The following is a 1,965-nucleotide window of genomic DNA, read 5'->3' as shown; positions in this document are numbered from 1 at the left end:
GGGGCTGTTGCACGAGCCTTTAAAAACAAATAGTGCTAAATGAAAAAGAGGCGAATGCGAGCATATAAGCGAGCATTCGCCTTCAATTTTGTCCAAAATATCAATAAATTAATACATGATGTAAATACTTTTGGACCTTCCACGCAGAAGGCCTAATGTTTTGTCAATAAAATTTGAATTGTTAGTTATGCGATATCTTTATACCAGTCAGGTTCATCTAATTGGTAATTGTAATGCCTATTAGTGTAATGTTTAACGTTAACTGCAATACACATTAATAACCATTGAGAGAATACTCTTCTCATACCAAATGCGGTAAATCTTCTTAATTTATTATTAGCTTTAATTTGAGCAAAACAGCCTTCTGCCATAATACTCCTATTCTGTCTTAATATTATTCCCTTTTCAGTTTCTAGAAGTGTTCGTGCTTTATCCCTTACTTCCCAATGCTCAATATAAGCATTCATTTCTTTACATTCTTTAGTACTTTTTTTCATACATTTGGTTCTGCAAGGACAATCTATACAGGATTCACAACACTTATATACTCCATATGTACTACCACTTCTTTTATCTATACAAGTCTTAATCCTTTCAAGCTTATTACCATTAGCACATGTGAAATAGTCTTCTTCTTTGTTATATGCCATGTTTTGATATTTACCAATATCTTTCTTATAATTCCTCGTCTTTGAAATTTCCCAATCTTGTGGCTTTATATATGCTGTATATCCTTTTCCTTTTAGATAATTATAGTTATTAACATTATCATACCCACTATCAGCACAGTAATTGGTATATTTCCAATCAAGCTTTTCTTCTAACTTTTCTATCATTGGAATACATGTTTCATAATCTGTTCTATCACATGAAATTGTAGCACCTACTATATAATTAGCATCTGCAGCTATTTGTATATTATATCCAGGTTTTAATTGACCATTTCCCATGCTATCTTCTTTCATCCTCATGAAAGTGGCATCAGGATCTGTCTTTGACATACTATTTCTATTATCACCTATTAAAGCCAATAATATGTCATAGTCATTTACTTTTTTTAAATCTTCACATATTTGTTTATAATGCTTTACTAATCTTTTTTGTTTATTTCCCCTTCCTTTTTTTAATGGAGCATCAAAAGGTAAATCAATTTCCTTTATTTTATTTTTTACTACAATTAGCTCATTATATACACTTTGAAAGTCATTACCTTCTTCTAATAAAAGTGAAAGACCTAATTCATTTGCTTTATTTAAATATTGACGAAGTCTTTTCTCACATTTCTCAGCATTCTTTGTTACTGCACCTTTCCATACAAAAGTATATTTTCCTGCTCGTGACTCTATTTTGGTTCCATCTTGAAATACAGTTTCTTTTAATAATTCTCCTTTTTCTTCTAACTTTTTAACAACATCATAAAATAATTCATCTATAGGATTAGCATTCCTTTGTATAAATCTATTTATCGTTGTATGGTCTGGTGCTGAACTACCTGATAATATTGCTAAAGCAAACATATCTCGTTTACATAATCTTTCTATATTTCGCGATGAATAGGTATTCAGCATATAACTATAAATTATTATTATTGCCATACTCTTTGGATCTATATTTGCTTCTCTCTTAAGTGATGCATCAAAATTACTATAGTCTAATGTTTCTAATAACTCCAATAAGGCCATTTCATGTGGCAATAATTCTGAAGAAAAATCATAAAATAAAGATAAATATCCTTGTCCATATGCATCAGAAAGAGTTATATTCTGTTTATAGTCGTTCATTTAGGCGGCTCCCTTAAAAAATTAGTCGTTTTTGTAAGGATTACAGAGAGGAAGTTCGGAGGTTCTCTCTGTTTTTATTTCCTTATCTTATAACAAGTTAATTATAGTATATTCCACCTAAAATGACAATAAAAAAGGACTGTGCACGAGTCCTTAATTTATTTTATTTCGTGCAACAGCCCCT

At 30.4% G+C, this 1,965-nt stretch carries 1 protein-coding gene; it reads right to left on the bottom strand.

Annotation, left to right across the window (positions count from 1 at the left end; genetic code table 11):
* Window positions 1-185: 185 nt before the first annotated feature.
* The gene (locus FYJ80_RS11510; RefSeq protein WP_154427038.1) at window positions 186-1,781 is read right to left on the bottom strand and encodes an IS1182 family transposase; all 1,596 of its coding nucleotides are present in this window, start codon (window positions 1,779-1,781) and stop codon (window positions 186-188) included.
* Window positions 1,782-1,965: the final 184 nt, after the last annotated feature.

The sequence above is a fragment of the Bullifex porci genome (assembly GCF_009695635.1).
GTDB lineage: Bacteria > Spirochaetota > Spirochaetia > Sphaerochaetales > Sphaerochaetaceae > Bullifex > Bullifex porci.
Note: the sequence above shows the minus strand (reverse complement) of the source record. Positions and strands in the feature narration are given on the sequence as shown.

Bases quoted from the DNA above. Each gene is read 5' to 3' on its own strand.
- FYJ80_RS11510 (WP_154427038.1), bottom strand. From the start codon at position 1,781: ATGAACGACTATAAACAGAATATAACTCTTTCTGATGCATATGGACAA.